This window comes from Streptomyces sp. A0958 (genome assembly GCF_004795035.1).
GTDB lineage: Bacteria > Actinomycetota > Actinomycetes > Streptomycetales > Streptomycetaceae > Streptomyces.
The window spans coordinates 52412-78630 of the sequence record NZ_SSBK01000014.1; the positions used below are offsets into that span (position 1 = coordinate 52412).

Genomic DNA, 26219 nt, shown 5'->3' on the forward strand with positions numbered 1-26219 from the left:
CCCTTGTGGGCTTCCTAGTCGCGGGCCGCGGTGAGATGTTCCGCGTGTTCCTGGAGGGAACGGACGCCGACGTCTCCGCTGGTGAGGGCGTCGATGCCCTGGACGGCCGCGGCGAGCGCCTGGACGGTGGTCAGGCAAGGCACCGAGCGGGCGACGGCCGCCGTGCGGATCTCGTAGCCGTCGAGGCGGCCGCCGGTCCCGTAGGGCGTGTTGACGATGAGGTCGACACCGCCCTCGTGGATCAGCTGGACGATGGTCCGCTCGCCGTTGGGGCCCTCGCCCTCGGACAGCTTGCGAACGACCGTGGCGTTGATGCCGTTGCGCTTGAGGACCTCGGCGGTGCCGGAGGTGGCCAGCAGTTCGAAGCCGTGGGCGACCAGCTCGCGGGCCGGGAAGATCATCGAGCGCTTGTCGCGGTTGGCCACCGAGATGAAGGCGCGGCCCTTGGTGGGCAGCGGCCCGTAGGCGCCGGCCTGCGACTTGGCGTACGCGGTGCCGAAGACCGAGTCGATGCCCATGACCTCGCCGGTGGAGCGCATCTCCGGGCCGAGGATGGTGTCGACGCCGCGGCCGTGGATGTCGCGGAAGCGCGACCACGGCATGACGGCCTCCTTGACGGAGATCGGCGCGTCCAGCGGCAGGGTGCCGCCGTCGCCGTGCTTCGGCAGCAGGCCCTCCTCGCGCAGCTCCGCGACGGTCGCGCCCAGCGAGATCCGGGCGGCGGCCTTGGCGAGCGGGACCGCGGTCGCCTTGGAGGTGAAGGGCACGGTCCGCGAGGCGCGCGGGTTGGCCTCCAGGACGTAGAGGATGTCGCCGGACAGCGCGAACTGGATGTTGATCAGCCCGCGTACGCCGACGCCCTTGGCGATGGCCTCGGTGGAGGCGCGCAGCCGCTTGATGTCGTGGCCGCCGAGGGTGATCGGGGGCAGGGCGCAGGCGGAGTCGCCGGAGTGGATGCCGGCCTCCTCGATGTGCTCCATGACGCCGCCGAGGTAGAGCTCGGTGCCGTCGTAGAGGGCGTCGACGTCGATCTCGATGGCGTCGTCGAGGAAGCGGTCGACCAGGACCGGCCGGGTGGGGCTGATCTCGGTGGACTCGGAGATGTACGAGGAGAGCCGGGTCTCGTCGTACACGATCTCCATGCCGCGCCCGCCGAGCACGTACGACGGGCGTACGAGGACGGGGTAGCCGATCTCGTCGGCGATCTGCTTGGCCTCGGCGAAGGTGGTGGCGGTGCCGTGCTTGGGGGCGGGCAGCCCGGCCTCGGCCAGGACGCGGCCGAAGGCGCCGCGGTCCTCGGCGGCGTGGATCGCCTCCGGAGGGGTGCCGACGACGGGCACGCCGTTGTCCTTGAGCGCCTGCGACAGGCCCAGCGGGGTCTGGCCGCCGAGCTGCACGACGACTCCGGCGACCGGGCCCGCGAGGGACTCGGCGTGCACGATCTCCAGCACGTCTTCCAGCGTCAGCGGCTCGAAGTACAGGCGGTCGGAGGTGTCGTAGTCGGTGGAGACCGTCTCCGGGTTGCAGTTGACCATCACGGTCTCGTAGCCCGCGTCGCTGAGCGCGAAGGAGGCGTGGACGCAGGAGTAGTCGAACTCGATGCCCTGGCCGATGCGGTTGGGGCCGGAACCCAGGATGATCACCGCGGGCCGGGTGCGGGGCGCGACCTCGCTCTCCTCGTCGTAGGAGGAGTAGAAGTACGGCGTCTTCGCGGCGAACTCGGCGGCGCAGGTGTCGACGGTCTTGTAGACCGGACGGATGCCGAGCGCGTGCCGCACCTCGCGGACGACGTCCTCGCGCAGGTCGCGGATCTCGGCGATCTGGACGTCCGAGAAGCCGTGCCGCTTGGCCTCGGCCAGCAGCTCGGGGACGAGCTTGTCGGCGGCGGCCAGCTCGTCGGCGATCTCCTTGATCAGGAAGAGCTGGTCGACGAACCAGGGGTCGATCTTCGTCGCGTCGAAGACCTCCTCCTGGGTGGCGCCGGCCCGGATCGCCTGCATGACGGTGTTGATCCGGCCGTCGGTCGGGCGGACCGCCTCGGCCAGCAGCTCGGCCTTGTCGCCGGGATCGCCGGTGAAGGCGAACTGCGAGCCCTTCTTCTCCAGGGAGCGCAGGGCCTTCTGCAGCGCCTCGGTGAAGTTCCGGCCGATCGCCATGGCCTCGCCCACCGACTTCATGGTGGTGGTGAGGGTGGAGTCGGCGGAGGGGAACTTCTCGAAGGCGAAGCGCGGGGCCTTGACGACGACGTAGTCGAGGGTCGGCTCGAAGGAGGCCGGGGTCTTCTCGGTGATGTCGTTGGGGATCTCGTCGAGCGTGTAGCCGACGGCCAGCTTGGCGGCGATCTTGGCGATCGGGAAGCCGGTGGCCTTGGAGGCGAGCGCCGAGGAGCGGGAGACGCGGGGGTTCATCTCGATCACGATGACGCGGCCGTCGGCCGGGTCGATGGCGAACTGGATGTTGCAGCCGCCGGTGTCGACGCCGACCTCGCGGATGATCGCGATGCCGATGTCGCGCAGCCGCTGGTACTCGCGGTCGGTGAGGGTCATCGCCGGGGCGACGGTGATCGAGTCACCGGTGTGGACGCCCATCGGGTCGAAGTTCTCGATGGAGCAGACGACCACGACGTTGTCGTTGCGGTCGCGCATCAGCTCCAGCTCGTACTCCTTCCAGCCGAGGATGGACTCCTCCAGGAGCACCTCGGTGGTCGGGGAGAGCGTGAGGCCCTGTCCGGCGATGCGGCGCAGCTCGTCCTCGTCGTGGGCGAAGCCGGAGCCGGCGCCGCCCATGGTGAAGGAGGGGCGGACGACGACGGGGTAGCCGCCGAGGGTGTCGACGCCGGCGAGGACGTCGTCCATGGAGTGGCAGATCACGGAGCGGGCGGACTCGCCGTATCCGATCTTCTCCTTGACGGCCTCCACGACGCCCTTGAAGAGGTCGCGGTCCTCGCCCTTGTTGATGGCCTCGACGTTGGCGCCGATGAGCTCGACGCCGTACTTGTCCAGGACACCGTTCTCGTGCATGGAGATCGCGGTGTTGAGCGCGGTCTGGCCGCCCAGGGTGGGCAGCAGCGCGTCGGGGCGCTCCTTGGCGATGATCTTCTCGACGAACTCGGGGGTGATCGGCTCGACGTAGGTGGCGTCGGCGATCTCCGGGTCGGTCATGATCGTCGCCGGGTTGGAGTTCACCAGGATGACGCGCAGACCCTCGGCCTTGAGGACGCGGCAGGCCTGGGTGCCGGAGTAGTCGAACTCGGCGGCCTGCCCGATGACGATCGGGCCGGAGCCGATGACCAGGACGGACTGGATATCGGAGCGCTTAGGCACGCTGGCCCTCCATCAGGGAAACGAAGCGGTCGAAGAGGTACGCGGCGTCGTGCGGGCCGGCGGCCGCCTCGGGGTGGTACTGGACGCTGAAGGCCGGCCGGTCGAGCAGCTGAAGGCCCTCGACGACCTGGTCGTTCAGGCAGACGTGGGAGACCTTGGCCCGGCCGAAGGCGGTGTCGGAGACCTTGTCGAGGGGGGCGTCGACGGCGAAGCCGTGGTTGTGCGCGGTGACCTCGACCTTGCCGGTCGAGCGGTCCTGCACGGGCTGGTTGATGCCGCGGTGGCCGTACTTCAGCTTGTAGGTGCCGAAGCCGAGCGCGCGGCCCAGGATCTGGTTGCCGAAGCAGATGCCGAAGAGCGGGGTCTCGCGCTCCAGGACACCGCGCATGAGGGAGACGGGGTGGTCGGCGGTGGACGGGTCACCGGGGCCGTTGGAGAAGAAGACGCCGTCGGGCTCGACCGCGTACACCTCCTCCAGGGTGGCGGTGGCGGGCAGGACGTGCACCTCGATGCCGCGCTCGGCCATCCGGTGCGGGGTCATGCCCTTGATGCCGAGGTCGATCGCGGCGACGGTGAACTTCTTGGTGCCGATCGCCGGGACGACGTAGGTCTCCTCGGTGGCGACCTCGGCGGAGAGGTCGGCGCCCGTCATCTCGGGAGCCTGCTGGACGCGGGCCAGCATCGTGGCGTCGTCGGTGACGGCGTCGCCGGAGAAGATGCCGACGCGCATGGCGCCGCGCTCGCGCAGGTGGCGGGTGAGGGCGCGGGTGTCGACGCCGCTGATACCGACGACGCCCTGGTCCGCGAGCTCCTCGTCCAGCGAGCGCCGGGAGCGCCAGTTGGAGGGGGTGCGGGCGGGGTCGCGCACGACGTAGCCGGCGACCCAGATCCGCTTGGACTCGGGGTCCTCGTCGTTCACACCGGTGTTGCCGACGTGCGGGGCGGTCATCACCACGACCTGGCGGTGGTACGAGGGGTCGGTCAGCGTCTCCTGGTAGCCGGTCATGCCGGTGGAGAAGACCGCCTCGCCGAAGGTCTCCCCCACAGCCCCGTAGGCGCGGCCGCGGAAGGCGCGGCCGTCCTCCAGGACGAGTACGGCGGGAACCTGGGTTCCCCGGGTGGAGGTCGTCATCGTGCGATGCCTTCCGTAGTGCTGGTGAGGTGGTTGACGGCTTCGACCCAGGCGGGGTGCTCGGCCGAGTGGTCGGAGCGGAATCCGGAGTCGATCAGCTGGTCGCCGAGCGCCCAGGTGATGACGAGGAGGCCGCCCTCGGGCAGGACCTTGCCCGCCAGTGCCTTGTCGGTGCGGGCGCCGCGCAGGTCGGCGGCCGGGACGAAGAAGTCCGTCGCGCCGGGCCGTACGACGTCGAGGCCCTGTGCGGTCAGGGTCAGCTCGACGCGGCTGCGGGTGCCGAGGCCGTGGGCGACGATCCGGTCGAGCCACTGCCCGGCGGTCGTCGAGGCGTGGTAGCGGCCGGTCAGGGTGAGCGGCTTCTCGCCGTCCGCGTAGCCGTCCGGGGTGGTCGCGAGAGGGGGCAGGCCGGACTGGAGGCTGCCTCGCCACTTCCATCCCTGGCGCATCAGCCAGTAGACGAAGAGGACGAGGACGACGAGGCCGATCACCCAGCTGATGCGGGCGGACCAGTCGGTCACCTCCGCCGACTTCTGCTCGGCGGCCAGTTGGTACAGGGTCAGTGATGTCACGCGAGCTTCCCGTCGACGACCGTGGCACGGCCCCGCAGGAAGGTGTGGGTCACTCGGCCCGGCAGCTCGCGCCCCTCGTACGGGGTGTTGCGGCTGCGGGAGGCGAATCCCGCGGGGTCCACGACTCCACGGTATGCCGGATCGACCAGGGTGAGGTTGGCAGGCTCACCCGCCGAGACGGGGCGGCCGTGTCCTTCGAGCCGGCCGATGGCCGCGGGGCGCAGCGACATGCGGTCGGCGACGCCGGCCCAGTCGAGCAGTCCGGTCTCGACCATCGTCTGCTGGACGACGCAGAGCGCGGTCTCCAGGCCCACCATCCCCATGGCGGCCGCGGCCCACTCGCAGTCCTTGTCCTCGTGCGGGTGCGGGGCGTGGTCGGTGGCGACGCAGTCGATGGTGCCGTCGGCGAGGGCTTCGCGCAGGGCCAGCACGTCGGCCTCGGTGCGCAGCGGCGGGTTCACCTTGTAGACGGGGTCGTAGGACCGTACGAGCTCGTCGGTGAGCAGGAGGTGGTGCGGGGTGACCTCGGCGGTGACGTTCCAGCCCTTGGACTTGGCCCACCGCACGATCTCGACGGAGCCGGCGGTCGACAGGTGGCAGATGTGCACCCGGGAGCCGACGTGGGCGGCGAGCAGGACGTCGCGGGCGATGATCGACTCCTCGGCGACGGCGGGCCAGCCGCCGAGGCCCAACTCGGCCGAGACGATGCCCTCGTTCATCTGGGCGCCCTCGGTGAGGCGGGGCTCCTGGGCGTGCTGGGCGACGACCCCGTCGAACGCCTTCACGTACTCCAGGGCGCGGCGCATGATGACCGCGTCGTCCACGCACTTGCCGTCGTCGGAGAAGACCTTCACCCCGGCGGCGGAGTCGTGCATGGCGCCGAGCTCGGCGAGCTGCTTGCCCTCCAGGCCCACGGTGACGGCGCCGACGGGCTGCACATCGCAGTAGCCGGATTCCCTGCCGAGCCGCCAGACCTGCTCCACGACGCCGGCGGTGTCGGCGACCGGGAAGGTGTTGGCCATGGCGTGCACGGCGGTGAAGCCGCCGGCCGCGGCGGCCTTGGTGCCGGTCAGGACGGTCTCGGAGTCCTCGCGGCCGGGCTCGCGCAGGTGGGTGTGGAGGTCGACCAGGCCGGGCAGCAGGACCTGGCCGGCCGCCTCGATCACGGTGGCGTCGCCGGCATCGAGCCCGGTACCGACGGCGGCGATGGTCTCGCCGTCGATGAGGACGTCCTGCGGGTCGCCGCCGAGCACCTTCGCACCGCGGATAAGGATCTTGCTCATGGTTACTTGTTCTCCTCGGTACGGGCGGCGGGGGCGGGGGCGGGGGTGCGCGCAGCGCTTCGATCAAGGGTGGCGGCGGGCGACGGGTGGGCGGACTCGTAGCCGCCGAGCAGCAGGTAGAGCACGGCCATGCGGATGGAGACGCCGTTGGCGACCTGCTCCACGACCGTGCAGCGGTCGGAGTCGGCGACCTCGGCGGTGATCTCCATGCCGCGGACCATCGGGCCGGGGTGCATGACGACGGCGTGCTCGGGCATCTTCGCCATGCGCTCGCCGTCCAGGCCGTAGCGGCGGGAGTACTCGCGCTCGGTCGGGAAGTAGGCGGCGTTCATCCGCTCACGCTGCACGCGCAGCATCATCACGGCGTCGGAGTCCGGCAGCACGTCGTCCAGGCTGTAGCTGATGTCGCAGGGCCACTGCTCGACGCCGACCGGGACCAGGGTGGGCGGGGCGACCAGGGTGACGTGGGCGCCGAGCGTGTTCAGCAGGTGGACGTTGGAGCGGGCGACACGGCTGTGCAGGATGTCGCCGACGATGGTGATCCGGCGGCCGTCGAGGTCCTTGCCGAGTCCGGCGTCGGGCCCGACGAGCCTGCGGCGCATGGTGAAGGCGTCCAGGAGGGCCTGGGTGGGGTGCTCGTGGGTGCCGTCGCCCGCGTTGACGACGGCCCCGTCGATCCAGCCGGAGGTGGCCAGCCGGTACGGGGCTCCGGAGGCGCCGTGGCGGATGACGACGGCGTCGGCGCCCATCGCCTCCAGGGTCAGTGCCGTGTCCTTGAGCGACTCGCCCTTGGAGACGGACGAGCCCTTCGCGGAGAAGTTGATGACATCGGCGGACAGCCGCTTGGCGGCCGCCTCGAAGGAGATGCGGGTGCGCGTCGAGTCCTCGAAGAAGAGGTTGACGACGGTACGGCCGCGCAGGGTCGGGAGCTTCTTGATCGGCCGGTCCGCGACCCTGGCCATCTCCTCGGCGGTGTCGAGGATCAGGACGGCGTCGTCGCGGGTGAGGTCGGCGGCCGAGATGAGGTGACGCATCATCTGGGTGTTCTCCGGGTGGCTGGAGTTTTCAGGCATGCGGGCGCGCGGAAGCCGCCGTACGGCAGACGGGCCGTACGGGCGGGAAGCTAACGCTCGACCGCGGGGGCGGCCTGCTCGACCCCGAGCAGCACGGCGTCGCGGCCGTCCTCCTCGGCGAGCTGGACCTTGACCGTCTCCCGCAGCGACGTGGGGAGGTTCTTGCCGACGTAGTCGGCGCGGATCGGGAGTTCGCGGTGGCCGCGGTCGACCAGGACCGCGAGCTGCACCGCGCGGGGCCGGCCGATGTCGCCGAGCGCGTCGAGGGCGGCGCGGATCGTGCGGCCGGAGAAGAGGACGTCGTCCACGAGGACGACCAGGCGGCCCTCGATGCCCTCGCCGGGGATCTCGGTGCGGGCCAGGGCGCGCGCGGGGCGCAGCCTGAGGTCGTCGCGGTACATGGTGATGTCGAGGGAGCCGACCGGAATCGTGCGGCCGGTGATCTCTTCGAGCTTGTCGGCGAGCCGGCGGGCGAGGAAGACACCGCGGGTCGGGATGCCGAGGAGCACCACGTCGTCGGCGCCCTTGGCGCGTTCGACGATCTCGTGGGCGATGCGGGTCAGGGCCCGGGCGATGTCGGGAGCCTCCAGAACGGGGCGTGCCGCATTGCCGGTGGCGTCGTGCTGTGCGTCCATAAGAAACGGACCTCCTTCTCCGCCTCACGGGACGGACCTTAAAGGACGTCGAAATTGCACGGTCAACACTACCAGGGCCCGCGCCGGTCCCCGTCCCCACCCCCGGGAGAAGCCGGTACGGACCATCTCAGCTTGACGCACCCAAGTAACGCTGCGTAACCTCACAGTGAGTTACCAGCCACGCGGCCCAGCCGCGAACGTTCCAGCGTCCGGGGAGCCTTATGTCCAGCGAATACGCAAAACAGCTCGGGGCCAAGCTCCGTGCCATCCGCACCCAGCAGGGCCTCTCCCTCCACGGCGTGGAGGAGAAGTCCCAGGGCCGCTGGAAGGCCGTCGTGGTCGGTTCGTACGAGCGCGGCGACCGTGCCGTGACCGTGCAGCGCCTTGCCGAGCTGGCGGACTTCTACGGCGTGCCGGTCCAGGAGCTCCTGCCGGGCACGACGCCCGGCGGTGCCGCCGAGCCGCCGCCGAAGCTCGTCCTCCAGCTGGAGCGCCTGGCCCACGTGCCGCCGGAGAAGGCCGGCCCCCTCCAGCGTTACGCGGCGACGATCCAGAGCCAGCGCGGCGACTACAACGGCAAGGTGCTCTCGATCCGCCAGGACGACCTGCGCACGCTGGCCGTGATCTACGACCAGTCGCCGTCCGTGCTCACGGAGCAGCTGATCAGCTGGGGCGTGCTGGACGCGGACGCGCGCCGCGCCGTCGCCCACGAGGAGGGCTGACCAGCCCCCGCAGAAACGTGCCGCCGGGTCCGGCGGGGTCCCTTCGGGGCGCCCCGCCGGGCCCGGCGTCCGTATGCCCGGGGCCGCGCGCGAGCGGGGCCGCGGCCCGGACGTGCCGAAGGGCCCACGGCGACAGCCATGGGCCCTTCGTCGGCGGAACGCCGCCGGGTCTCAACTCTCCCGGCGGAGGTTCGGCTTGAGGTCCTTGAAGCGGGCCAGCAGGCCGTTCACGAAGGACGGGGATTCGTCGGTCGAGAACTCCTTGGCGATCTGCACCGCCTCGTCGATCACCACCGCGTCCGGGGTCGCGTCCACCCAGATCAGCTCGTACGCACCGAGCCGCAGGATGTTCCGGTCGACGACCGGCATGCGGTCGATCTCCCAGTCCACGGCGTAGGTGACGATGAGGTCGTCGATCCGGTCCGCGTACTGCGCGTACCCCTCCACGAGCTCCATCGTGTACTCGGTGACCGGCGGCTGACGGGTGTCGGACCGCGAGTGCCGCACCCAGTCCGCGAGGACCGTCTGCACGGACTCGCCGCGCTGGTCGGCCTCGAAGAGGATCTGGAAGGCACGCTTGCGGGCCGTGTTCCGGGCAGCCACGGTTAGCCGTTCACCCGGCCGAGGTAGTCGCCGGAGCGGGTGTCGACCTTGATCTTCTCGCCCGTGCTGATGAAGAGCGGGACGCCGATCTCGTAGCCGGTCTCCAGGGTGGCGGGCTTGGTGCCGCCGGTGGAGCGGTCGCCCTGGACGCCCGGGTCCGTGTGCTGGATGGTCAGCTCGACGGCGGCCGGCAGCTCGACGTAGAGCACCTCGCCCTCGTGCTGGGCGACGGAGGCGGTGAAGCCCTCGATCAGGAAGTTGGCGGCGTCGCCGACGGCCTTGCGGTCGACCATGAGCTGGTCGTAGGTGTCCATGTCCATGAAGACGAAGTACTCGCCGTCCATGTACGAGAACTGCATGTCGCGCCGGTCGACGGTGGCCGTCTCGACCTTCACGCCGGCGTTGAACGTCTTGTCGACGACCTTGCCGGACAGCACGTTCTTGAGCTTGGTGCGCACGAAGGCCGGGCCCTTGCCGGGCTTGACGTGCTGGAACTCGACGACGGACCAGAGCTGGCCTCCGTCGAGCTTGAGCACCATGCCGTTCTTGAGGTCGTTCGTGGAAGCCACGGTTGCGGAATCTCCTGGACTGAAGCTGGTGGAACGACCGAGGACGCGCGCTAGAGCGCGAGCAGTTCCTTGGTCGTAATGGTGAGTAGCTCGGGTCCGCCGTCCGCCTCGGGGCGCACGACGAGCGTGTCATCGATCCGGACTCCGCCCCGGCCCGGGAGGTGGACCCCCGGTTCGACGGTGACCGGCACACAAGCGTCCAGTTTACCCATGGCAGCGGGTGCCAGCTGCGGGTCCTCGTCGATTTCGAGCCCCACCCCGTGGCCCGTCCAGGGTGCGAGGCCCTCACCGTGCCCCGCCGAGTCCAGGAGATGGCGGGCCGCGCGATCCACGTCGCGGTACTCGGTGCCGGGCAGCAGAGCCTCGCGGCCGGCCCTCTGAGCGGCGAAAACCAGGTCGTAGAGCTCGATCTGCCAGTCCGCGGGGGCCGTTCCGATGACGAAGGTGCGGCCGATCTCGCACCGGTAGCCGCGGTAGTTCGCGCCGAGGCGGACGGAGAGAAAATCTCCTTCCTCCACGCGCCGGTCCGAGGGCCGGTGGCGGCCCAGGCCGGAGTGCGGGCCGGTGGCGACGGAGGTCGCGAAGGCGGGTCCGTCGGCGCCGTGGTCCACCAGTCGGCGTTCCAGTTCCAGCGCCAGGTGCCGTTCGGTGCGGCCGACGAGGATCGACTCCAGGAGCTCACCGAGCGCCTGGTCGGTGATCTCGGCTGCGATCCGCAGGCAGCCGATCTCCTCCTCGTCCTTGACGATGCGCAACTGCTCGACGGTGACGCCGAGATCGGCCAGCCGGAGCCCGGGGGCGACCGAGGCCATGGCCCGGTGCCGCGAGACCGTCAGGTCGTGCTCCTCGACGGCCAGGGACTCCGCGCCGCCCGCCGCGGCCAGGTCCGCGGCGGCGACCACCGGATCGCTGCCGGCCACCGGCAGCAGGTCCACCCGCAGGTGTTCGTCGGTGCGCCCGTCGGCCGGGTCGCCGGTCGGCGGGCGGGGGCAGAGCAGGACGTCCTCCCCGGGGCCGAGCAGCAACACGGCACCCGGCGGCGCCCCGCCGGCCAGGTAGCGGACGTTGGCGGGGCGGGATACCAGGGCGGCCGCCGAACCGACGGCGGCGCACCTGTCGCGGAGCAGCCCGCGTCGGACGGCGTACACCTCTGACATGCGTCGAGCGTACGAGCGCGGCGCACGGCCCGCCCGGTCAGCGCATCCGACCGGGGGGCGGGCGGCCGTGGGCGGGGCCGGGAGGCGGCCGTCTCACCAGGCCGGGGGGCTGGCCAGGGACCGGGCGAGTATGTCGTCCAGGACCCGGGCGGTGGTCTCCACGTCGTACGTGGAGTTGTCGATGATGGGCAGGCCGGAGCCGTACCAGCCGGCCATCCGGCCGTGGATGCGGGCGACCTCCTCGTCGGAGAGCCGGCGGTTGCCGCTGCGGGCGGCGTTGCGCTCCAGGACGATCTCCAGGCCGGGCAGGAGGACGACGGGCAGGAGCCCGGGGCCGACATGGCGCTTCCAGCCGCCGAGGCCGACGACGGGCCGGTCGGGGAAGACCGCGTCGTCCAGGATGCAGGAGATCCCGTTGGCCAGGAAGTTACGGGCGGCGAAGCCGCAGGTGCGGCGGGCCAGGCGGTACTGGGCCTCGGACTGGTCGTTCCACCCGGCCTGCGGGTCGGCGAAGCCGGAGCAGACCCACTCGCGGACGTCGTCCAGGCTGACGTGGGCGGTGGGCACCCGGCGGCGGGCCGCCCAGAGCTTGGCCACCGTGGTCTTGCCGGCGCCGGCCGGGCCGATCAGGAGCACGGCGAGGGTCGCGCTGCCGGTCCCCGGCTCGGCGGGCGGCGCGGGCAGCGGCACCGGCCGGCCCGGCGGCAGCTGGATGTGCCCGGTGGTCTCGCGGGAGGCCGGGACCGGGGCGTGCTGCGGGGCGGGGCCTGACCAGCCCTGGCCCTGCGGGGCGGCTGGCGGCGGTCCCGGGTGCCCGGCCGGGGGCCGGGACGGCGGGCCGGCCGGGGGCGGGACCGGCGGGCCGGGGTGCTGGGCCTGGTGCGACCAGCCGACGGGGCCGCTTCCGGGTCCCTGGGGCGGAGGCAGCGGGGCCCCCACTGCGTGCTGCATCCGGTGCAACTCCGTCTCGTACAGGCAACTGGCGCTGGTGGAACGGCAACCGTACCTTCCCCGGCCGCCACACGGACAACGGCCGGGGAGGGTCCACAGTGCCCCGTCGGCCAGTCGGCCTTTCGGTGCGGGGCGGTGTGTCAGTCCGTCAGCTCGTCCGCGAGCGCGCGCAGGGCGAGCCGGTAGGAGCCGATGCCGAAACCGGCGACGGTCCCGGTGGCGACCGGTGCGACCACCGAGTGGTGGCGGAACTCCTCGCGCGCGTACGGGTTCGAGATGTGCACCTCGATCAGCGGGGCGGTGCGCTGGGAGGCCGCGTCCCGCATTCCGTACGAGTAGTGCGTGAAGGCACCGGGGTTGAGAACGACCGGAATTGAACCGTCCGCGGCCTCGTGGAGCCAGCGGATCAGCTCACCCTCGTCGTTGGTCTCGCGGACGTCCACGTCGAAGCCGAGGTCCCGGCCGAGGGCGCGGCAGGTGTCGACCAGCGCGGCGTACGAGGTGGAGCCGTAGACGTCGGGTTCGCGGGAGCCGAGCCGGCCGAGGTTGGGGCCGTTGAGCACGAGGACCCGGCGGGTCATGCCGAGACCTCCCCGTAGGCGGCGAGCAGCACGGCCGGGTCGGGGCCCTCCAGGACGGTGGGCTTGCCGAGGCCGTCCAGGACGATGAAGCGCAGCAGGTCGCCGCGGGACTTCTTGTCGACCTTCATGTTCTCCAGCAGCTTGGGCCACTGGTCGCCGCGGTAGGTGAGCGGCAGCCCGACGGATTCCAGGATGGCGCGGTGCCGGTCGGCGGTGGCGTCGTCGAGGCGGCCTGCGAGGCGGCCGAGTTCGGCGGCGAAGACCATGCCGACCGAGACGGCGGCGCCGTGGCGCCACTTGTAGCGCTCGTTCTTCTCGATCGCGTGGCCCAGGGTGTGGCCGTAGTTGAGGATCTCGCGCAGTCCGGACTCCTTGAGGTCGCTGGAGACGACCTCGGCCTTGACCCGGATGGAACGCTCGATCAGCTCGGCGGTGTGCGGGCCCCCGGGGGTGCGCGCGGCCTGCGGGTCGGCCTCGATCAGGTCGAGGATCGCCGGGTCGGCGATGAAGCCGGCCTTGATGATCTCGGCCATGCCGGAGACGTAGTCGTTGACCGGCAGCGAGTCCAGGGCGGCCAGGTCGCAGAGCACCCCGGCCGGCGGGTGGAAGGCGCCGACGAGGTTCTTGCCCTCGGCGGTGTTGATGCCTGTCTTCCCGCCCACGGCCGCGTCGACCATGCCGAGCACGGTCGTCGGTACGGCGATCCAGCGCACCCCGCGCAGCCAGGAGGCGGCGACGAAGCCCGCGACGTCGGTGGTGGCGCCGCCGCCGATGCCGACGATGACGTCGGTGCGGGTGAAGCCGGTCTGGCCGAGCGCCTTCCAGCAGTAGGCGGCGACCTCGACGGTCTTGGCCTCCTCTGCGTTGGGCAGCTGGATCGCGATGGCCTCGTAGCCCTGGTCGGCGAGGTCCTGGCGGACCGCCTCACCGGTCTCGGCGAGTGCCTCGGGGTGGAGGACCGCGACGCGCTTGGCGCGCTCGCCGATGAGCGTGGGCAGCTCCCCGAGGAGCTGCCGGCCGATCAGCACCTCGTACGGGTCGGTGCCCGCGCTGCCGGCGATCTGGACGCGGGTGGGTGCCTGCTCGGTCATGCGTGTGTTCTCCCGGCCGGACGGGGGTGCGTCCGGCAGTTCCAGTGCGTCGAGGACCGCCTGTGCGACCTCTTCGGGTGTGCGCTCGTCGGTGGCGACGATCGCGCGGGCGACCTCCGTGTAGAGGTGGCGGCGGGCCTCCATGAGCTCGCGCCACTGCCGGCGCGGGTTCACCGCGAGCAGGGGGCGCGCGGTGTTGAGGCCGACCCGCTTGACCGCCTCGTCGACGTCCATCGAAAGGTAGACGACGGGGTGGTCGGCGAGCAGGGCGCGCGTCCGCTCGTCCAGCACGGCCCCGCCGCCGAGCGAGAGGACGCCCGCGTGCTCGGCGACGGCGGCCCGGACGGCCTCCCGCTCCAGCGCGCGGAAGTGCTCCTCGCCCTCGTCGTAGAAGATCTCCGCGATGGGCTTGCCGGCCGTGGCGACGACATCGGCGTCGGTGTCCCGGTAGCCGGTGCCGAGGCGGGCGGCGAGCAGTGCACCGACGGTGGACTTGCCGACGCCCATCGGCCCGACCAGGACGATCAGCGGAGCGCTCATCGGATCTGGAGGTGGTCGAGGTACGACTGCACGTTGCGGTGGGTCTCGGGGACGCTGTCGCCGCCGAACTTCTCCGCGACGGCGTCGGCCAGAACGAGGGCGACCATCGCCTCGGCGACGATGCCGGCCGCCGGGACGGCGCAGACATCGGAGCGCTGGTGGTGGGCCTTGGCGGGCTCGCCGGTCACCACGTCGACGGTGGCCAGGGCGCGCGGCACGGTCGCGATCGGCTTCATCGCGGCGCGGACGCGCAGCAGCTCACCGGTGGTGAGCCCGCCCTCGGTGCCGCCGGCCCGGCCGGAGGCGCGCTTGATCCCGTCCTCGGTCACCAGGATCTCGTCGTGCGCCTTGGACCCCGGCACCCGGGCGAGGTCGAAGCCGTCGCCGACCTCGACGCCCTTGATGGCCTGGATGCCCATGAGCGCTCCGGCGAGGCGGGCGTCGAGCCGGCGGTCCCAGTGCACGTGTGAGCCGAGGCCGACCGGCACTCCGTATGCCAGCACCTCGACGACGCCACCGAGGGTGTCGCCGTCCTTGTGGGCCTGGTCGATCTCGGCGACCATCCGCTTGCTCGCGTCGGCGTCGAGGCAGCGCACCGGATCGGCGTCGAGCCGGTCCACGTCGGCCGGGACCGGGTAGACCCCGTACGGCGCCTTGGCGGCGGCCAGCTCCACGACGTGGCTGACGATCTCGATGCCGGCGGTCTCCTTGAGGTAGGACCGGGCGACGGCGCCGAGGGCGACGCGGGCGGCGGTCTCCCGGGCGCTGGCGCGCTCCAGGACCGGCCGGGCCTCGTCGAAGCCGTACTTCTGCATGCCGGCGAGGTCGGCGTGGCCGGGCCGGGGGCGGGTCAGCGGGGCGTTACGGGCCTGCTCGGCCAGCACCTGGGGGTCGACCGGGTCGGCCGACATGACCTGCTCCCACTTGGGCCACTCGGTGTTGCCCACCATCACGGCGACCGGGGAGCCCATCGTGAGCCCGTGCCGGACGCCGCCGAGGAAGGTGACCTCGTCCCGCTCGAACTTCATGCGCGCGCCGCGGCCGTAACCGAGCCGCCGCCGGGCGAGCGCGTCCGCAACCATCTCCGTGGTGACCGGGACGCCGGCGGGAAGACCCTCCAGCGTCGCCACCAGTGCGGGGCCGTGCGACTCCCCCGCGGTCAGCCAGCGCAACCTGCTCAACGGTGCTCCTCATGCTCGCGCCTGAAATCCAACGGCGCGACCGGGTGCGCGGCCCTGGCCCGCCGCCCCCGATCCTCCCACGGCCCGGGCCCGCGGACCGCCGCCGGTCCAGCAGACGGACGGGGAGGCGGGGCCGGGCGGGCGTCAGCGGGCGGCCAGCGCCTGTTCCCCGGCCTTCCGCATGGCGGCCGGCGGCACCGGTGAGCGGCCGGTCATCTGCTCTACCTGGAGGACGGCCTGATGCACCAGCAGGTCGAGACCTCCGACGACTGCGCCCCCGCGCTCGGCCCATGCGGCGGCGAGGCGGGTGGGCCAGGGCTCGTACAGCACGTCGAACAGCGTGCCCGGACGCTCCGGCACGGCACCGGCCAGCACGTCTGCCGACCCGGCCGGGGTGGTGGCGACGACGAGGGGGGACGCCAGCGCCCGATCGGCCTCGGCCCAGTCGGCGATCTTGACGTCGACGCCGAGGCGTTCGCCCCAGCCTCGCATCTCGTCGGCGCGGGCCGCGCTGCGCACGTACGCGGTGACAGGTCCGGCGCAGATCCCGGACAGGGCGGCCAGCGCGGAGGACGCGGTCGCGCCGGCGCCGAGGATCGCGGCGGACTCCGCCTTCTCGACGCCCCGTTCACGCAGGGCGGCGACCATGCCGGGGATGTCGGTGTTGTCACCGGTGCGGCGGCCGTCCTCGCCGAACACCACGGTGTTCACGGCTTCGACGGAGGCGGCGGTCTCGCTGATCTCGTCCAGCAACGGGATGATCGCCCGCTTGAGCGGCATGGTGAGCGAGAGCCCGGCCCAGGTCCCGTCCAGCCCCTCGATGAACCCGGGCAGCGCCTGCTCGTCGATCTCGAACCGGTCGTACGACCAGCCGTCGAGGCCGAGCTCGGCGTACGCGGCCCGGTGCAGGACCGGGGAGAGCGAGTGGGCGATGGGCGAGCCGAGGACGGCTGCGCGGTGACGTCGGTCAGCCGAGGTCATGCATTTCCTTGAACTTCTTGTTGAGCTCTTCGTGCTCTGCGGCCGTCTTGGTGAACTGGGTCTTCTTGCCGTCGAGCGAAATGAAGAACATCCACCCGCCGGCAGTGGGATTGAGCGTCGCCCGCAGGGCTTCGTCCCCGGGGTTGCTGATGGGGCCGGGCGGCAGACCGGCGTGGACATAGGTGTTGTAGGGGTCGCGGTTGGTCCGGATCTCCTTCGACCCGATCTCGATCTTGCTCTGCTTCTTGAGGTAATTGAACGCGGAGTCGAATTCGAGCAACCGGTTCGTGGCTGTGTTGTCGGGCTTCAGGCGGTTGTAGACGACTTCGGCCATCTTGCGGAAGTCGTCATGGGTGAGACCTTCCGCCTGGACCAGGCTGGCCACGGTGAGCACCTGCCACGGACCGTCCAGGTTGTATTTCTTGGCGGTTCCTTCGAGGTCGAGATCCTCGTACTCCTCGTTGGACCGCGAGACCATCTTCTTGAGAATCGCTTCCGGCTTGGTTTCCTTCGTCACCGGATACGCGGCCGGGTAGAGGAATCCTTCCAGCGGGTCCTTGACGTCCTTGTTCTTACTCACCCAGCCGGGCAGGCCCAGATCCGACTTCTTGGACTTGGCGATGCCCTCGGTCGTGCCCTTCTTGAGGTTCAGCTTCGCGTCGATCTTCGCGTAGACGGCGACGTTCCGTGAACCCTCGGGAATCACCAGAAGATTCTGGCTCTTCGGGTCGACCATCATCTTCACGGCCTCGGACGCCGACATCTTCTCGTGCAGGAGATAGACACCCGCCTGGATCGACTTCCCCTTGGGGTTCTCGTTCTGCGCCGAGACGAACGCGTCGACGCTCTTGACCACACCCAGCTTCTTCAGGATGTTGCCGATGTCGTACCCGTACGCGCCCTTGGGGATCTCCACCTCGACCGAGCCCGAGCCGCTGCCCGAGTAGTCGGGGGCCGCGCCGAACCTGTCCTTGTAGAAGGAGTAACCGTAGTAGCCCGCCCCGCCGACGCCGCCGACCAGGACGAGGGAGACGACCAGGCAGGCGCAGCCGCTGCGGCCTTTCTTCTTCTTGCCCTTGCCGCGGCGCTCGCCCCCGTCCCCGCGGCGGGAATCGCGGGAGTCCTCGTCGTCCTCGTCGTCGTAGTCGTCGTCCTTGGGACCTTTGCCGTCCTTCTCGTCCACGCCCGTGAAGAAGGGGTGGGTCTCCTCCGGCTGCTGCTCCGGGTCCCAGTCCGGGTGCGGCTCGGGTTCCTGGGCGGGGGCGGCGGCCTCGCGGCGGCCCGGGGGCTGCGGGGGCGGGTAGGCGTCAGGGGTGCCGTAGTAGTCGTGCGTCTCGCCGTAGCCGTACGCCGCGACGGGCTGGCCCTCGTACGGCGGCATCGCGGCCGCCTGCTGACCCGTGTCCCAGGAGGGGTCGTAGGCGGGCTGCTGGTTGTACGGGTCGTGCTGCTGGTTCCCGTACGCCTGCTGCTGGTACTGCTGCTGGGCGTACGGGTCCTGCTGCGACTGCTGCTGCTGCTGTTGTTGCTGCTGTTGCTGCGCGTAGGGATCGTGCGGCTGCTGCTGGTAGGGGTCGTACTGGCCCTGCGGGTAGGACTGCTGCTGAGCGCCGTACTGACCCTGGCCGTCGTACTGAGGAGCCTGCCCGCCGTACTGGTCCTGGCCGTCGTACTGGGGCTGGCCGTCGTACTGGGGCTGGCCGTGGGCAGGCTGCTGCCCGCCCCATCCCTGGTCCCCGTACAAGGGGTCCTCGGGATGCCACGGTTCGGAGCCGGGGCCCCGGCCATACTCAGTCATCGATCCCCTTGAGCCGCGAGACGAGGTTCCGCCTCTTTGCTGTGCGGTGTGTGTATTCGAACACCGCCGCATCGCGCGGAACGTTACCGTAATGCGATCAGACAACCACTTCGACGCCCTCGCCGGGCGGATTGCCTGACGCCCGCTCGGACTCCAGAGCGTTCTGGAGGATCACCACAGCGGCAGCCTGATCGATGACGGAACGGCCTTTTCTGGACTTCACGCCCGAGGCGCGCAGCCCCTGACTGGCCGTCACTGTGGTCATCCTCTCGTCCACCAATCGCACCGGAATGGGTGCAACCGCACGGGCGAGCACGTCGGCGAAAGCGCGAACTTTAGCGGCGGCCGGACCCTCTCCGCCGCCAAGGGAGCGCGGGAGGCCCACGACGACCTCGATCGGCTCGTACTCCGCGACGATCTGGCCGAGCCGCCGGTGGGCGGCCGGGACATCGCGTCCCGGCACGGTCTCCACCGGCGTGGCGAGGATGCCGTCGGGGTCGCAGGAGGCGACCCCGATCCGGGCGTCCCCGACGTCGATCGCCAGCCGGCGACCGCGGCGCATCTGCGGCATGTCCGTCGTCACGCCGTCTCGGTGACGAGGCGTTCGACGGCGGCGACGGCGTCACCGATCGCGTCCGGGTTCTGACCGCCGCCCTGGGCGACGTCCGGCTTGCCACCGCCCCCGCCGCCGAGGGTCTTGGCTGCGGTGCGGACCAGGTCACCGGCCTTGAGGCCGCGCTCGCGGGCCGCCTCGTTGGTCGCGATGACGGTCAGCGGGCGCCCGTTGGCCGTCGCGAACAGGGCGACCACGGCCGGGCGGCCGCCCTGGATGCGGCCGCGCACGTCGAGGACGAGCTTGCGCAGGTCGTCGGCCGAGGTGCCGTCCGGGACCTGGCCGGTGACCAGGGCGACGCCCCGTACGTCCTTGGCGGAGTCGGCGAGGCCGGCGGCGGCCGCGAGGACCTTCTCCGCGCGGAACTTCTCGATCTCCTTCTCGGCGTCCTTCAGCTTGCCGAGCATGCCCGCGATCTTCTCCGGAAGCTCCTCGGAGCGGCCCTTGACCAGCTCCTGGAGCTGGGCGACGACCGTGTGCTCCTTGGCGAGGAAGTTGTAGGCGTCGACGCCTACAAGGGCCTCGATACGGCGCACGCCGGAGCCGATGGACGACTCCCCGAGCAGCTTGACCAGGCCGAGCTGGGCGGTGTTGTGCACGTGGGTGCCGCCGCACAGCTCCTTGGAGAAGTCGCCGATGGTGACCACGCGGACCCGCTCGCCGTACTTCTCGCCGAACTCGGCGATGGCGCCCTGCTTCTTCGCCTCGTCGATCGACATGACCTCGGCCTGGACGTCGAGCTCGCGGGCCAGGACCTCGTTGATCTTCTGCTCGACGTCGGTGAGGACCGTGCCGGGTACGGCGGCGGGCGAACCGAAGTCGAAGCGGAAGCGGCCCGGGGAGTTCTCCGAACCGGCCTGGGCGGCCGTCGGGCCGAGCGCGTCGCGCAGCGCCTGGTGCGTGAGGTGGGTGGCGCTGTGGGCGCGGGCGATGGCGCGGCGGCGGGTGGAGTCGATGGCGGCGTAGGCGGAGGCGCCGACCGTCACCTCTCCGACCTGGACCGAGCCCTTGTGGACGGAGACGCCCGGAACCGGCTGCTGGACGTCGCGCACCACGATGACGGCGCCGCTGTCGAGCCGGATGCGGCCCTGGTCGGCGAGCTGGCCGCCGCCCTCGGCGTAGAACGGGGTGCGGTCGAGGACGACCTCGACGTCGTCGCCCTCGGTGGCGGCGGGCGAGGGGACACCGTCGACGAGGAGGCCGACGATCGTCGACTCGCCCTCGGTCATGGTGTAGCCGGTGAACTCGGTGACGCCGGAGTTGTCGGCGACCTCGCGGTACGCGGACAGGTCGGCGTGGCCGGTCTTCTTGGCCTTGGCGTCGGCCTTGGCCTTGGCGCGCTGCTCCTGCATGAGGCGGCGGAAGCCGTCCTCGTCCACGGACAGGCCCTGTTCGGCGGCCATCTCCAGGGTGAGGTCGATCGGGAAGCCCCAGGTGTCGTGGAGCAGGAACGCCTTGTCGCCGGCCAGGACCCGGCCGCCGGCGGCCTTGGTCTCGGTGACGGCGGTCTCCAGGATGTTGGTGCCGCCCTTGAGGGCCTTGAGGAAGGCGGCTTCCTCGGCGAGCGCGACGGTCTCGATGCGCTTGCGGTCGGTGATCAGCTCCGGGTACTGCTGCCCCATCGTGTCGATCACGACGTCGACCAGCTCGTTCACGACGGAGCCGGTGGCGCCCATCAGCCGCATGTTGCGGATGGCGCGGCGCATGATGCGGCGCAGCACATAGCCGCGGCCCTCGTTGCCGGGGGTGACGCCGTCGCCGATGAGCATGACGGAGGTGCGGATGTGGTCGGCGACCACACGCAGCGAGACGTCGGAGGCGTCGGCCGCGCCGTAGCGCACGCCGGTGAGCTCGGTGGCCCGGTCCATGACGACGCGCAGGGTGTCGGTCTCGTACATGTTCCGCACGCCCTGCAGGATCATCGCGAGGCGTTCGAGGCCGAGGCCGGTGTCGATGTTCTTGGACGGCAGGTCGCCGAGGATCGGGAAGTCGTCCTTGCCGTCGCCGGCGCCACGCTCGTACTGCATGAAGACCAGGTTCCAGATCTCCACGTACCGCTCGTCGTTGACGGCCGGGCCGCCCTCGACGCCGAATTCGGGGCCGCGGTCGTAGTTGATCTCGGAACAGGGGCCGCAGGGGCCGGGGACGCCCATGGACCAGAAGTTGTCCTTCTTTCCGAGGCGCTGGATGCGCTCGGCGGGGACGCCGATCTTGTCGCGCCAGATGGCCTCGGCCTCGTCGTCGTCCAGGTAGACGGTGATCCACAGGCGCTCGGGGTCGAGCCCGAAGCCGCCGTCCGCCACGGAGCCGGTCAGCAACTCCCAGGCGTACTCGATGGCGCCTTCCTTGAAGTAGTCGCCGAAGGAGAAGTTGCCGCACATCTGGAAGAAGGTGCCGTGGCGGGTGGTCTTGCCGACCTCTTCGATGTCCGGCGTGCGCACGCACTTCTGCACGCTGGTGACGCGCGGGGCGGGCGGCTTGACCTCACCGAGGAAGTAGGGCTTGAAGGGCACCATGCCGGCGGGGACCAGCAGCAGAGTCGGGTCGTCCGCGATGAGCGACGCCGAAGGGACAACGGTGTGACCGCGCTCCTCGTAGAAGCTCAGCCAGCGGCGACGAATTTCTGCCGACTCCATCAGTGGTCCTCATTCCGGTTGTACGAGTGGTAGGGGAGCTTGCGGTAGGTGGCGGGGGCCGGGTGCGCGTCCGGCTCGGCCGCCTCGACGGCGAGGTGGCGCCGCACGGGGAGTTCGGGGCCGGCCGGCGCTTCCAGGCCCAGCGCCTCGCCCAGTTCGGCCTCGCGCCTGACCATGCCCTCGCGGACGTCCAGCGCGAAGTCCTTGAGCTTGTGACCGGCGACGAGAGCCTTGTCGGCGGCCTGCGCCGCAAGGCTCTCGGGGGTCAGCTGCTTGATCTTCCGGTTGACCTTGGTGGTGGCCCATACCCCGGCGGCTGCGCCGGCGGTGAACCAGAACGTACGGCGGAACATCGCTGCGTCAGTCCTTCGATCCGCGGGAATTTCTGCCGTTGCGCTTCCTGCCACGCGCCGACGGCACGGTCCGGCCGACGATCACCGAGCGCCGGGAACGCGCCTCCGGTTCGGGAACGGACTTGCGGCCGATGGCCTGCCGGACCCCGTAACCGAACGCCGCGACCTTGACCAGCGGGCCGCCGAAGGTGGAGGCGACGGTGGTCGAGAGGGCCGAGGCGTTGGAGGTGACCTCCTGGACGTCCGTCGCGATCGCGTCGACCTTGTCGAGCTGGGTCTGCGCCGAACGCACGGTCGCGGAGGCGTCCGCGAGCAGGGGGACGGCCTGTTCGGTCACGTCCGCCACGAGTTTGGTGGTCGCTCTGAGCGTCTGGGCGAGCCTCACCAGCACGACGGCGAGGAACGAAACCAGGATCGCCCAGAAGACGGCCACCAGAATTCCGGCCACCTCACCACCGGACACAGTGCACCGCGCTCTCTGGCTTGTCGTCTGTCTTGTTCTCCTGCTCCTCGGCGAGGGCCGCCGTGGCGGCCGGTCACCGTTCCCCGAGCCTATCGCGCCAGGGCTCGCGCCCCGTACCGCATGACCGGGCGGGCCGCGGGAGTTCGGGCGGCGAGATTGTACGGAGAGCTTTCAAGCCAGTACTCTGCGTGTTTCATGCGACGCCCTCAGCGCCCTCTGCCGCCCGCCGACGATTCCGGGTCCCCGGCCGCCGCCGGGGGCGCCGGTGCGCATGCCTCTCCGGGCAACCTCCCGGCGGAGCTGAACAACTTCGTGGGCCGCGAGAGCGAGTTGGCCGATCTCGCCCGGTCGCTGGAGGAGTCCCGGCTCGTCACCGTCATCGGGGTGGGCGGCGTGGGCAAGACCCGGCTGGCCACGAGAGCTGCGGCGCTTCTGGAGAAACGGTACTGCGACGGGGTGTGGCTGGTGGAGCTGTCCGCCGTGCACGACGCCGGGCTGCTGGAACACGCCGTCGCCGACGCGCTGGGCCTCACCGACCACACCCACCGGCCGCCCCGCACGGCCCTGATCGAACACTGCGCCGAACGCCGCCTCCTGCTGGTCCTCGACGGCTTCGAGCACCTGGTGGACGACTGCGCCGAGCTGGTACGCGATCTGCTGCGCCGCGCCCCGGGGCTGCGGGTGCTCGCGGCCGGCCGGCTGCCGCTGGAACTGGCGGGCGAGGCCGTCTACCCGCTCGCCACCATGACGGACGGGGACGCGCTGCGGCTCTTCGCCGAGCGGGCCGCCGGAGTGCGGCCGGACTTCCGGCTGACCGAGCGCAGCCGCGGCCCGGCCCGGGAGCTGTGCCGCCGGCTGGACGGGATTCCGCTCGCCCTCGAACTCGCGGCCGGGCGACTGCGCGCCCTGTCGACCGAGCAGGTGCTGCAACGGCTGGACGACCGGTTCCGGCTGCTGACCGGCGGCAGCCGCAGCGCACTGGACCGGCACCAGACACTGCGTACGGCCATCGGCTGGAGCCACGAACTCTGCGCACCGGCGCAGCGGCTGCTGTGGGCCCGGCTCTCGGTCTTCGCCGGGCAGTTCGACCTGGAGGCGGTCGAGTACATCTGCAGCGGCCCCGAGCTGCCCGCCGACTCGGTGCTCGACGTGCTCTGCGGGCTGCTCGCGCAGTCCGTGGTGCTGCGCGAGGACTCCCCCGTGGGCACCCGCTACCGGATGCTGGACACCGTGCGCGAGTACGGCGCCGAGTGGCTGGCGGCCACCGGGGACACCGACCGGCTGCGCCGGCGGCACCGGGACTGGTTCCTCGGGCTCGCGACCTGGTGCGAGCTGGACTGGTTCAGCCCCCGGCAGGCGGAGGTGGCGGCCCGGGTGGAGTGCGAGCTGCCCAATCTGCGGCGGGCCATGGAGTGTTCGCTGGAGACCCCGCAGGAGGCCCACCTCGCCCAGTACCTGGCGGGCACGCTCTGGTTCCTGTGGGTCGGCTGCGGGCGGCTGTCCGAGGGCCGGCACTGGCTGGGCCACGTCCTGGAGGAGGAGACCCCGTACGACGCCTCGCGGCTGAAGGCGCTGTGGGTGCTGGGGTACGTCGCGGTGCTCCAGGGCGACCCGGTCGGCGCGATCTCCGCCCTCACCGAGTGCCGGGAGGAGGCGGATGCGGCGGGCGATGCCACGGCTGCCGCGTACGCCGTGCACCGCACCGGCTGCCTGGCCCTGGTCACCGACGACCTGGAGCGCGCCCGGGACCTGCTGGACGACGCGCTCGGCCGCTATCGCGAACTGGGCGAGCTGAACAGCAACGTCCTGATGGCCCAGGTCGAACTGGCCATGTCCACCGGCTTCCTGGGCGACCTGGAGCGGGCCGCGGCGATCTGCGAGGAGGTCCGGGACATCTGCGAGGACCACGGCGAGCGGTGGGCCCTGAGCTACGCGCTGTACGTCCTGGCCTACGCCACCTTGCAGCGCGGGCATCCGGAGCGGGCCCGGAAGCTGCTGGCGGAGTCGCTGTCCATCAGCCACGACTTCCACGACCTGCTCGGCACCGTCCTGTCCCTGGAGCTGCTGGCGCTCGTGACCGTGACCGAGGGCGACGCGGCCGAGGCGGCGCTGCTCCAGGGGGCCGCCGACCGGATCTGGCCATCGGTGGGGCTGCCGCTGTTCGGTTCGGCGCACTACGGGGTGCCCCGGGCCCGCTGCCAGGAGCTGGCCCTGCGCGAGCTGGGCGAGGCGCGGTACACGGGCGCCCTGCGGGCGGGCGGGGAGCTGGGGGCGGACGCGGCGGTCGGCCGGGCGCTCAGGGGGCGGCCGGGCGGGCGGGTGCAGGCGGAGCCCGGCGCCGAGGAGCCGGCGGGGGCCGCCCTGCCCGCGCCCGGCAGAACCCGAAAGCCCGCCGCCTCCCCGGCATCGGGAAGGGGCGGGCCTGAGCGCCGGTGACGAGCGGCTACGCCTGGATCAGCGGGCGTAGTACTCGACGACGAGCTGCTCGTCGCAGATCACGGGGATTTCCTTGCGGTTCGGGTCCCGGTCAAGGCGGAAGGCCAGGGCCTTCAGGTTCACCTGCAGGTAGCGCGGGGTCTCACCGTCGGTGTCGTAACCACCCTCGCGAGCAACCTGGAAGGGGTGCTTGTCGCGGCTGCGCTCACGGACCATGACGATGTCGTCCGGGCGGACGCGGAACGACGGCTTGTCGACCTTGCCGCCGTTGACCTCGATGTGGCCGTGGACGACCATCTGGCGCGCCTGGTAGATCGTCTTGGCGATACCGGAGCGCAGGACCAGCGCGTCGAGGCGGCGCTCGAGCTCGACGACGAGGGCCTCGCCCGTCTTGCCCTCGGCCTTCTTGGCGCGGTCGTAGGCACGCGCCATCTGGCGCTCGCTGATGTCGTACTGCGCACGCAGACGCTGCTTCTCCAGCAGACGGACCTTGTAGTCCGAGTTCTGCTTGCGGCCGCGACCGTGCTCGCCCGGCGGGTAGGGGCGGGCCTCGAAGTACTTGACCGCCTTCGGCGTCAGCGCGATGCCGAGCGCACGGCTCTTCTTGACCTTGGGACGCGACTGATTAGGCACGTTCTCCAGACCTCCGTTGTAGGTTAGGTTAGGCTCACCTTACTCAAGGAGATCGCATGTCTCGCCCTGGGAACACCACACACGTCACGGACAGCACAGACAGCATCGACGCACCTGAAGGCGTCGAAACGACGGAGGACCGATCAGATCGTGGTCAGCCGCGTCCCAGCGGGCTTGAAAACACACGGATGCCGTCAGCAGCCGAGCGCACACGAACTCTCGTACAGAGTACCTGCTCGGCGGTACTGCTCGTTCCCGGGCTCGAACGGGCGGGCTCGGACCAGCTCATGCCGCTATCCCGCAGTGTGGGCCCCGACGGGGACCTGTTCCTGGAGTTCCCCGCCGATTCCCCGGCCGTACGGGCCGCGACGCACGCCCAGGACGACGAGCTGTCGGCCGTGCTGGAGATCACGGACGTCGCCCCCGTCTCCGTACCCCACCGTATCCGCGGCCGGGCCCGGGTCGGCGGCTGGCTGACCTCCGTGCCCGGCATGGCGGGCCCCGGCCGGATGCTGCTGCGGCTGGAGACGGGCGAGGCCCACATCGACGACCTTTGGGGGGAGGAGTGCGTCGACGCGGAGGACTTCCGCGACGCGGCCCCCGATCCCCTCGCCGCCCACGAGGCGGACCTGCTCCAGCACCTGTACTCGGAGCACGGCGACCAGCTGGCGACGCTGTGCGGGCTGCTCGGCGAGCGGGCGGCCTGCACCTGCGCCGCACACCGGCCGGCCGTGGTGCCCCTGGCGCTGGACCGGCTCGGGCTGCGGGTGCGCTTCTGCGAGCGGGACGGCGGCTGCTTCGACGCGCGCTTCGAGTTCCCCGAGCCGGTGCGCGACGTGGTGGAGCTGAGCCACGCCATGCACACGCTGTTCGAGGCGGCCGCGCACTGAAGG

General features: G+C 71.3%; 23 protein-coding genes. 3 read left to right on the forward strand and 20 right to left on the reverse strand.

Annotation, left to right across the window (positions count from 1 at the left end; translation table 11 throughout):
* Nucleotides 1–14: 14 nt before the first annotated feature.
* From carB to pyrR, 6 genes are all read right to left on the reverse strand, one after another.
* Nucleotides 15–3323 (reverse strand): carbamoyl-phosphate synthase large subunit, encoded by a 3309-nt coding sequence (carB, locus tag E6P78_RS16330; RefSeq protein ID WP_136204325.1) that lies wholly within the window; start codon nt 3321–3323, stop codon nt 15–17.
* Nucleotides 3316–4455, reverse strand: a complete 1140-nt coding sequence (carA, locus tag E6P78_RS16335; protein WP_136204326.1) for a glutamine-hydrolyzing carbamoyl-phosphate synthase small subunit — start codon at nt 4453–4455, stop codon at nt 3316–3318. The genes carB and carA overlap by 8 nt, the downstream gene beginning before the upstream one ends.
* Nucleotides 4452–5027 carry a hypothetical protein gene (locus E6P78_RS16340; protein ID WP_136204327.1) on the reverse strand — a complete coding sequence of 192 codons (576 nt, stop codon included), beginning with the start codon at nt 5025–5027 and terminating at the stop codon, nt 4452–4454. The genes carA and E6P78_RS16340 overlap by 4 nt, the downstream gene beginning before the upstream one ends.
* Entirely contained in the window at nt 5024–6310 is a 1287-nt protein-coding gene (locus E6P78_RS16345) for a dihydroorotase (RefSeq protein ID WP_136204328.1), read from the reverse strand. The genes E6P78_RS16340 and E6P78_RS16345 overlap by 4 nt, the downstream gene beginning before the upstream one ends.
* A 2-nt stretch (nt 6311–6312) precedes the next feature.
* Nucleotides 6313–7347 (reverse strand): aspartate carbamoyltransferase catalytic subunit, encoded by a 1035-nt coding sequence (locus E6P78_RS16350; protein ID WP_136204423.1) that lies wholly within the window; start codon nt 7345–7347, stop codon nt 6313–6315.
* Nucleotides 7348–7433: 86 nt separating this feature from the next.
* On the reverse strand, nt 7434–8018 hold the full coding sequence (pyrR, locus tag E6P78_RS16355; RefSeq protein WP_136204329.1) for a bifunctional pyr operon transcriptional regulator/uracil phosphoribosyltransferase PyrR: 585 nt from the start codon (nt 8016–8018) through the stop codon (nt 7434–7436).
* Between the two features lie 221 nt (nt 8019–8239).
* Between pyrR and bldD the strand changes: the two genes are divergently transcribed.
* Nucleotides 8240–8740 carry a transcriptional regulator BldD gene (bldD, locus tag E6P78_RS16360; protein ID WP_018551368.1) on the forward strand — a complete coding sequence of 167 codons (501 nt, stop codon included), beginning with the start codon at nt 8240–8242 and terminating at the stop codon, nt 8738–8740.
* Nucleotides 8741–8911: 171 nt separating this feature from the next.
* Here the strand turns inward: bldD and nusB are convergent, their stop codons facing one another.
* The 13 genes from nusB to E6P78_RS16430 form a co-directional block, all read right to left on the reverse strand.
* Nucleotides 8912–9343 carry a transcription antitermination factor NusB gene (gene nusB, locus E6P78_RS16365; protein WP_136204330.1) on the reverse strand — a complete coding sequence of 144 codons (432 nt, stop codon included), beginning with the start codon at nt 9341–9343 and terminating at the stop codon, nt 8912–8914.
* 2 nt (nt 9344–9345) lie between these two features.
* Entirely contained in the window at nt 9346–9912 is a 567-nt protein-coding gene (gene efp, locus E6P78_RS16370; protein ID WP_136204331.1) for an elongation factor P, read from the reverse strand.
* Between the two features lie 50 nt (nt 9913–9962).
* Nucleotides 9963–11069 (reverse strand): aminopeptidase P family protein, encoded by a 1107-nt coding sequence (locus tag E6P78_RS16375; RefSeq protein ID WP_136204332.1) that lies wholly within the window; start codon nt 11067–11069, stop codon nt 9963–9965.
* A 93-nt stretch (nt 11070–11162) separates the two neighbouring features.
* Nucleotides 11163–12020, reverse strand: a complete 858-nt coding sequence (locus E6P78_RS16380; RefSeq protein WP_136204333.1) for a Pro-rich N-terminal domain-containing protein — start codon at nt 12018–12020, stop codon at nt 11163–11165.
* Nucleotides 12021–12160: 140 nt separating this feature from the next.
* Entirely contained in the window at nt 12161–12601 is a 441-nt protein-coding gene (aroQ, locus tag E6P78_RS16385; RefSeq protein ID WP_136204334.1) for a type II 3-dehydroquinate dehydratase, read from the reverse strand.
* Nucleotides 12598–14232, reverse strand: a complete 1635-nt coding sequence (gene aroB / locus E6P78_RS16390) for a 3-dehydroquinate synthase (RefSeq protein WP_136204335.1) — start codon at nt 14230–14232, stop codon at nt 12598–12600. The genes aroQ and aroB overlap by 4 nt, the downstream gene beginning before the upstream one ends.
* Nucleotides 14229–15413 carry a chorismate synthase gene (gene aroC / locus E6P78_RS16395; protein WP_136204336.1) on the reverse strand — a complete coding sequence of 395 codons (1185 nt, stop codon included), beginning with the start codon at nt 15411–15413 and terminating at the stop codon, nt 14229–14231. The genes aroB and aroC overlap by 4 nt, the downstream gene beginning before the upstream one ends.
* A 144-nt stretch (nt 15414–15557) precedes the next feature.
* Complete coding sequence (locus E6P78_RS16400) at nt 15558–16394, reverse strand: shikimate dehydrogenase (RefSeq protein WP_136204337.1); 837 nt, start codon at nt 16392–16394, stop codon at nt 15558–15560.
* Nucleotides 16381–18192 (reverse strand): endolytic transglycosylase MltG, encoded by a 1812-nt coding sequence (gene mltG, locus E6P78_RS16405; protein WP_136204338.1) that lies wholly within the window; start codon nt 18190–18192, stop codon nt 16381–16383. Before mltG ends, E6P78_RS16400 begins: the two co-directional genes overlap by 14 nt.
* 97 nt (nt 18193–18289) lie before the next feature.
* Nucleotides 18290–18763: a Holliday junction resolvase RuvX gene (ruvX, locus tag E6P78_RS16415; RefSeq protein ID WP_206307825.1), complete on the reverse strand. Its 474-nt coding sequence runs from the start codon at nt 18761–18763 to the stop codon at nt 18290–18292.
* An 8-nt stretch (nt 18764–18771) separates the two neighbouring features.
* Nucleotides 18772–21441 (reverse strand): alanine--tRNA ligase, encoded by a 2670-nt coding sequence (gene alaS / locus E6P78_RS16420; protein ID WP_136204340.1) that lies wholly within the window; start codon nt 21439–21441, stop codon nt 18772–18774.
* The gene (locus tag E6P78_RS16425; RefSeq protein ID WP_136204341.1) at nt 21441–21794 is read right to left on the reverse strand and encodes a DUF6167 family protein; all 354 of its coding nucleotides are present in this window, start codon (nt 21792–21794) and stop codon (nt 21441–21443) included. Before E6P78_RS16425 ends, alaS begins: the two co-directional genes overlap by 1 nt.
* A gap of 7 nt (nt 21795–21801) precedes the next feature.
* A complete protein-coding gene (locus E6P78_RS16430) occupies nt 21802–22242 on the reverse strand; it encodes a DUF948 domain-containing protein (RefSeq protein WP_136204342.1) in 441 nt (146 codons plus the stop codon).
* Between the two features lie 210 nt (nt 22243–22452).
* Here E6P78_RS16430 and E6P78_RS16435 point away from each other — a divergent pair, with 210 nt between their 5' ends.
* A complete protein-coding gene (locus E6P78_RS16435; protein WP_136204343.1) occupies nt 22453–24693 on the forward strand; it encodes an AAA family ATPase in 2241 nt (746 codons plus the stop codon).
* An 18-nt stretch (nt 24694–24711) separates the two neighbouring features.
* Here E6P78_RS16435 and rpsD read toward each other — a convergent pair whose 3' ends face one another.
* The gene (gene rpsD / locus E6P78_RS16440) at nt 24712–25326 is read right to left on the reverse strand and encodes a 30S ribosomal protein S4 (protein WP_018103888.1); all 615 of its coding nucleotides are present in this window, start codon (nt 25324–25326) and stop codon (nt 24712–24714) included.
* 188 nt (nt 25327–25514) lie between these two features.
* Between rpsD and E6P78_RS16445 the strand changes: the two genes are divergently transcribed.
* Complete coding sequence (locus tag E6P78_RS16445) at nt 25515–26216, forward strand: DUF2470 domain-containing protein (protein WP_206307821.1); 702 nt, start codon at nt 25515–25517, stop codon at nt 26214–26216.
* Nucleotides 26217–26219 lie beyond the last annotated feature (3 nt).